The sequence below is a fragment of the Mycobacterium sp. TH-M103 genome (genome assembly GCF_057473785.1).
In genome coordinates this window covers 1-5,284 of sequence record NZ_JBYCLG010000036.1, presented here as the reverse complement: position 1 = coordinate 5,284, position 5,284 = coordinate 1, and the positions used below count along the sequence as shown (strand labels likewise).

Annotated in this window: 5 protein-coding genes and 1 pseudogene; all 6 read left to right on the top strand. The window is 68.9% G+C overall.

The window, feature by feature from the left end:
- On the top strand, positions 1-660 hold a 660-nt coding region (locus AC2VOR_RS01690), incomplete at its 5' end, for a molybdopterin dinucleotide binding domain-containing protein (protein ID WP_486963081.1).
- A 5-nt stretch (positions 661-665) separates the two neighbouring features.
- Positions 666-1,934, top strand: coding sequence for an NADH-quinone oxidoreductase subunit NuoH (gene nuoH / locus AC2VOR_RS01685; RefSeq protein ID WP_369741705.1), 1,269 nt, complete (start codon positions 666-668; stop codon positions 1,932-1,934).
- Positions 1,918-2,472 (top strand): annotated as a pseudogene (gene nuoI / locus AC2VOR_RS01680) (NADH-quinone oxidoreductase subunit NuoI); the annotation flags it as partial. The gene nuoH and the pseudogene nuoI, both read left to right, overlap by 17 nt.
- The gene (locus AC2VOR_RS01675; protein WP_369741706.1) at positions 2,472-3,269 is read left to right on the top strand and encodes an NADH-quinone oxidoreductase subunit J; all 798 of its coding nucleotides are present in this window, start codon (positions 2,472-2,474) and stop codon (positions 3,267-3,269) included. The pseudogene nuoI and the gene AC2VOR_RS01675, both read left to right, overlap by 1 nt.
- Entirely contained in the window at positions 3,266-3,565 is a 300-nt protein-coding gene (gene nuoK / locus AC2VOR_RS01670; RefSeq protein ID WP_025735676.1) for an NADH-quinone oxidoreductase subunit NuoK, read from the top strand. The genes AC2VOR_RS01675 and nuoK overlap by 4 nt, the downstream gene beginning before the upstream one ends.
- Positions 3,566-3,575: 10 nt before the next feature.
- A partial coding sequence (gene nuoL, locus AC2VOR_RS01665) for an NADH-quinone oxidoreductase subunit L (RefSeq protein ID WP_486963080.1) occupies positions 3,576-5,284 on the top strand: 1,709 nt, incomplete at its 3' end.

Here is a 5,284-nt window from a genome sequence, read left to right as displayed (position 1 = left end):
GACGCCGCCGGGTTCGTGGTCAGCCTGGAGCTGCGGCACAGCGCCGTGACCGAGCGCGCCGACGTGGTGTTCCCGGTCGCGCCGACGACGCAGAAGGTCGGGGCCTTCGTCAACTGGGAGGGCCGGTACCGCCCGTTCGAACCGGCGCTGCACGGCACGACAAAGCAGGCCGCCCAGTCCGACCACCAGGTGCTCGACGCGCTGGCCGACGAGATGGGCATCTACCTGGGGCTCTCGACCGCCGACGCGGCGCGCGCGGAACTGGCGAGGCTGGGCACCTGGGACGGCAACTGGGCCGCCGGGCCCGACGTCGCCGCGCCGACCGGGCCCGGTGAGCAGCCGGACAAAGGCCAGGCGGTGCTGACCGGCTGGCGGATGCTGCTGGACGCCGGCCGGATGCAGGACGGCGAACCGCACCTGGCCGGGACCGCGCGCACACCCGTGGCGCGGCTGTCGGCCGGCACGGCGGCCGAGATCGGCGCCGCCGACGGCGACGAGGTCACGGTCAGCACACCGCGCGGCTCGATCACCCTGCCGCTGAGCGTCACGGACATGCCCGACCGGGTGGTGTGGCTCCCGCTGAACTCGCCGGGTTCGGCGGTACACCGGGAGCTGGGCGTGACCATGGGGAGCACGGTGAACATCGGAGTGGGCAAATGACCGGCTTGAGCGCCTTCGGACACGACACGTGGTGGCTGGTGCTGGGCAAGGCGCTGGCCATCTTCGTGTTCCTCATGCTCAACGTGCTGGTCGCGATCCTGTTGGAGCGCAAGATTCTCGGCTGGATGCAGCTGCGGCCCGGCCCCAACCGGGTGGGTCCGTGGGGCGCCCTGCAGAGCCTGGCCGACGGGATCAAGCTGGCGCTCAAGGAGAGCATCACCCCCAAGGGCGTCGACTGGTTCGTGTACATGGCGGCGCCGGTCATCTCGACGATCCCGGCGTTCACCGCCTTCGCGTTCATCCCGTTCGGCCCGGTGGTGTCGGTGTTCGGCCACCGGACGCCGCTGCAGCTGACCGACCTTCCGGTCGCGGTGCTGTTCATCCTCGGGCTCTCGGCGATCGGGGTGTACGGAATCGTGCTGGGCGGCTGGGCGTCCGGGTCCACCTACCCGCTGCTGGGCGGGGTGCGTTCCACCGCCCAGGTCATCTCCTACGAGGTCGCGATGGGGCTGTCGTTCGCGGCGGTGTTCCTCTACGCCGGCTCGATGTCGACGTCGCAGATCGTCGCCTCCCAGAACCGGGTCTGGTACGTGTTCCTGCTGCTGCCGTCGTTCATCATCTACCTCATCTCGATGGTCGGCGAAACCAACCGTGCGCCCTTCGATCTGCCCGAGGCCGAGGGTGAGCTGGTCGCGGGGTTCCACACCGAGTACTCGTCGCTGAAGTTCGCGATGTTCATGCTGGCCGAGTACGTGAACATGATGACGGTCTCCTCGCTCGCCACGGCCCTGTTCTTCGGCGGGTGGCATGCGCCGTGGCCGCTGAACATGTGGGCCGGTGCCGACACCGGCTGGTGGCCGGTGCTCTGGTTCACCGCCAAGATGTGGACCTTCCTGTTCATCTATATGTGGCTGCGCGCCAGCCTGCCCCGCCTGCGCTACGACCAGTTCATGGCGCTGGGCTGGAAGCTGCTGATCCCGGCATCGCTGGTGTGGGTCCTGATCGCGGCGGTCATCCGCACGCTGCGCAACCAGGGTTACCCGTACTGGACGCCGCTGCTGGTCGTCAGCAGCATCGTGGTGGCCGCGGTGCTGGTACTGCTGTTGCGGAAACCGTTCGCCAATCCCGGTGTCCGCGCGATGGAACGGGAAATGCGCCGCCGCGAGAAGGGTCGCGGCGCCGCGGCCCTCGAGCCGGCGTTCCCGGTGCCGCCGCTGCCGATGAAGGCCCTGACGACCCCGATCGGTGCGAGCAAGGAGAAAGCGCATGGCTAAGTTGCTGGACGCCGTGGCCGGATTCGGCGTGACGTTCGCCGCGATGTTCAAAAAGCGGGTGACCGAGGAGTATCCGGAGAAGCCGGGCCCGGTGGCGCCGCGCTACCACGGCCGTCACCAACTCAACCGCTACGCCGACGGCCTCGAGAAGTGCATCGGCTGCGAGCTGTGCGCGTGGGCCTGCCCGGCGGACGCCATCTACGTCGAAGGCGCGGACAACACCGAGGAGCAACGATTCTCCCCCGGTGAGCGCTACGGCCGTGTCTACCAGATCAACTATCTGCGCTGCATCGGCTGCGGCCTGTGCATCGAGGCCTGCCCCACCAGGGCGCTGACGATGACGAACAACTACGAGATGGCCGACGACAACCGCGCCGACCTCATCTACGAGAAGGACCGGCTGCTGGCCCCGCTGCTGTCCGACATGCTCGCGCCGCCACATCCCCGGACGCCGGGGGCCACCGACAAGGACTACTACCAGGGCAACGTGACCGCGCAGGGCCTGCGCGCACCCCAGACCGCCGGGGAACCGCGGTGATTGCGTCCGATGTCCACGTCCTGGCGGCCGACGCCATCGTCCGGACCTCCACCGGTGAGGCGGTGACGTTCTGGGTGCTGGGCGCGCTGGCGTTGATCGGCGCGCTCGGGGTGGTGCTGGCGGTCAACGCCGTCTACTCGGCCATGTTCCTGGCGATGACGATGATCATCCTGGCGGTGTTCTACATGGCCCAGGACGCGCTGTTCCTCGGCGTCGTGCAGGTCGTGGTCTACACCGGCGCGGTGATGATGCTGTTTTTGTTCGTGCTGATGCTGATCGGCGTGGACACCTCCGAGTCCTTGAAGGAGACGCTGCACGGACAGCGCGTCGCGGCCGTGGTGACCGGGGTCGGGTTCGGTGTCCTGATGGTCGCCGCCATCGGCAACGTGGCGACGGGCGGCTTCGCCGGGCTGCGCGGGGCCAACGCGAACGGCAACGTGGAAGGCCTGGCGGCGCTGATCTTCTCGCGTTACCTGTGGGCCTTCGAGTTGACCAGCGCGCTGCTGATCACCGCGGCCGTCGGGGCGATGGTGCTGGCGCACCGCGAGCGGTTCGAGAGGCGCAAGACCCAGCGGGAGCTCTCCGAGGAACGCTTCCGGCCGGGCGGGCATCCCACGCCGCTGCCCAACCCCGGCGTCTTCGCACGCCGCAACGCCGTCGACACGGCCGCGCTGCTGCCCGACGGCTCGTATTCGGAGATCTCGGTGTCGCCGATCCTGCACCGGCACACCGGCGAGGGCACCGAGATCCCCTCCCGGGAAGCGAGCCCGAGCCTGCCCCAGGGAGGTGCGTCGTGAATCCGGCCAACTACCTGTACCTTTCGGCCCTGCTGTTCACCATCGGGGCCTCGGGTGTGCTGCTGCGCCGCAACGCCATCGTGATGTTCATGTGCGTCGAGCTGATGCTCAACGCCGTCAACCTGGCTTTCGTCACCTTCGCCCGGATGCACGGCCACCTGGACGGGCAGATGATCGCGTTCTTCACGATGGTGGTGGCCGCCTGCGAGGTCGTGATCGGACTGGCCATCATCATGACGATTTTCCGTGCCCGCAAATCGGCGTCAGTCGACGACGCGAACCTACTCAAAGGCTGAGAACGCCACCGTGACAAATCTTTTGGGGACTCACTACACCTGGCTGCTGGTGGCCCTGCCGCTGGCGGGTGCCGCGATCCTGCTGTTCGGCGGTCGACGCACCGACGCGTGGGGCCACTGGCTGGGCTGCGCCGCGGCCCTCGCGTCGTTCGGCGTGGGCGCCACCCTGCTGGCCGACATGCTGGCCCGCGGCGCCGACGACCGCGCGATCCACCAGAAGCTGTACACCTGGATCCCGGTCAACCAGCTGCAGGTCGACCTCGGGCTGCAGATCGACCAGCTGTCCATGTGTTTCGTGCTGCTGATCAGCGGGGTCGGCTCGCTGATCCACATCTACTCGGTCGCCTACATGGCCGAGGATCCCGACCGCCGCCGCTTTTTCGGCTACCTCAACCTGTTCCTGGCCTCGATGCTGCTGCTGGTGGTCGCCGACAACTACGTGGTGCTCTACGTCGGCTGGGAGGGCGTCGGCCTGGCGTCCTACCTGCTGATCGGGTTCTGGTACCACAAGCCGACCGCGGCCACGGCGGCCAAGAAGGCGTTCGTGATGAACCGGGTCGGCGACGCCGGCCTCGCGCTGGGAATGTTCCTGATGTTCGGCACCTTCGGGACGCTGTCCTACGCGGGCGTCTTCGCCGCCGCGCCGGCCGCGGGCACGGGCGTGCTGAACGCGATGGGGTTGCTGTTGCTGCTGGGCGCTTGCGCCAAATCCGCGCAGGTCCCGCTGCAGGCCTGGTTGGGCGACGCGATGGAGGGCCCCACCCCCGTGTCGGCGCTGATCCACGCCGCCACCATGGTGACCGCCGGCGTGTACCTGATCGTGCGGTCCAACCCCCTGTACAACCTGGCGCCCGGGGCGCAGCTGGCGGTGGTCATCGTCGGTGCCGTCACGTTGATGCTGGGCGCGATCATCGGCTGCGCCAAGGACGACATCAAACGCGCCCTGGCCGCCTCGACGATGAGCCAGATCGGCTACATGGTGCTGGCCGCCGGCCTGGGCCCGGCCGGCTACGCATTCGCGATCATGCACCTGCTGACCCACGGGTTCTTCAAGGCGGGGCTGTTCCTCGGCTCCGGCGCGGTCATCCACGGGATGCACGAGGAGCAGGACATGCGCCGCTACGGCGGGCTGCGCGCCGCCCTGCCGATCACGTTCGTCACCTTCGGGCTCGCCTACCTGGCGATCATCGGCGTGCCGCCGTTCGCGGGCTTCTTCTCCAAGGACGCCATCGTCGAGGCGGCGCTGTCCTCCGGCGGGATCCGCGGCTACGTGCTGGGCGGCACCGCGCTGCTGGGCGCCGGGATCACCGCGTTCTACATGACGCGGGTGATGCTGATGACCTTCTTCGGCGAAAAGCGCTGGGCGCCGGGCGTTCACCCGCACGAGGCACCGGCGCTGATGACGTGGCCGATGATCCTGCTCGCCTTCGGCTCGGTGTTCTCCGGTGGCCTGCTGGCCATCGGCGGCACCCTGCAGCGCTGGCTCGAACCGGTCGTCGGCGCGCCCGAAGAGGTGACCCACGCCCTGCCCACCTGGGTCAGCACCGCGCTGGCGCTGACCGTCGTCGCCATCGGCATCGCGGTGGCCTACGCCAAGTACGGAAGGTTGCCGATCCCGCGGGTGGCCCCGCTGTCGGTCTCCCCGGCGACGACGGCCGCGCGCGCCGACCTCTACGGCGATGCCTTCAACGAGGAGGTGTTCATGCGCCCCGGCGCCCA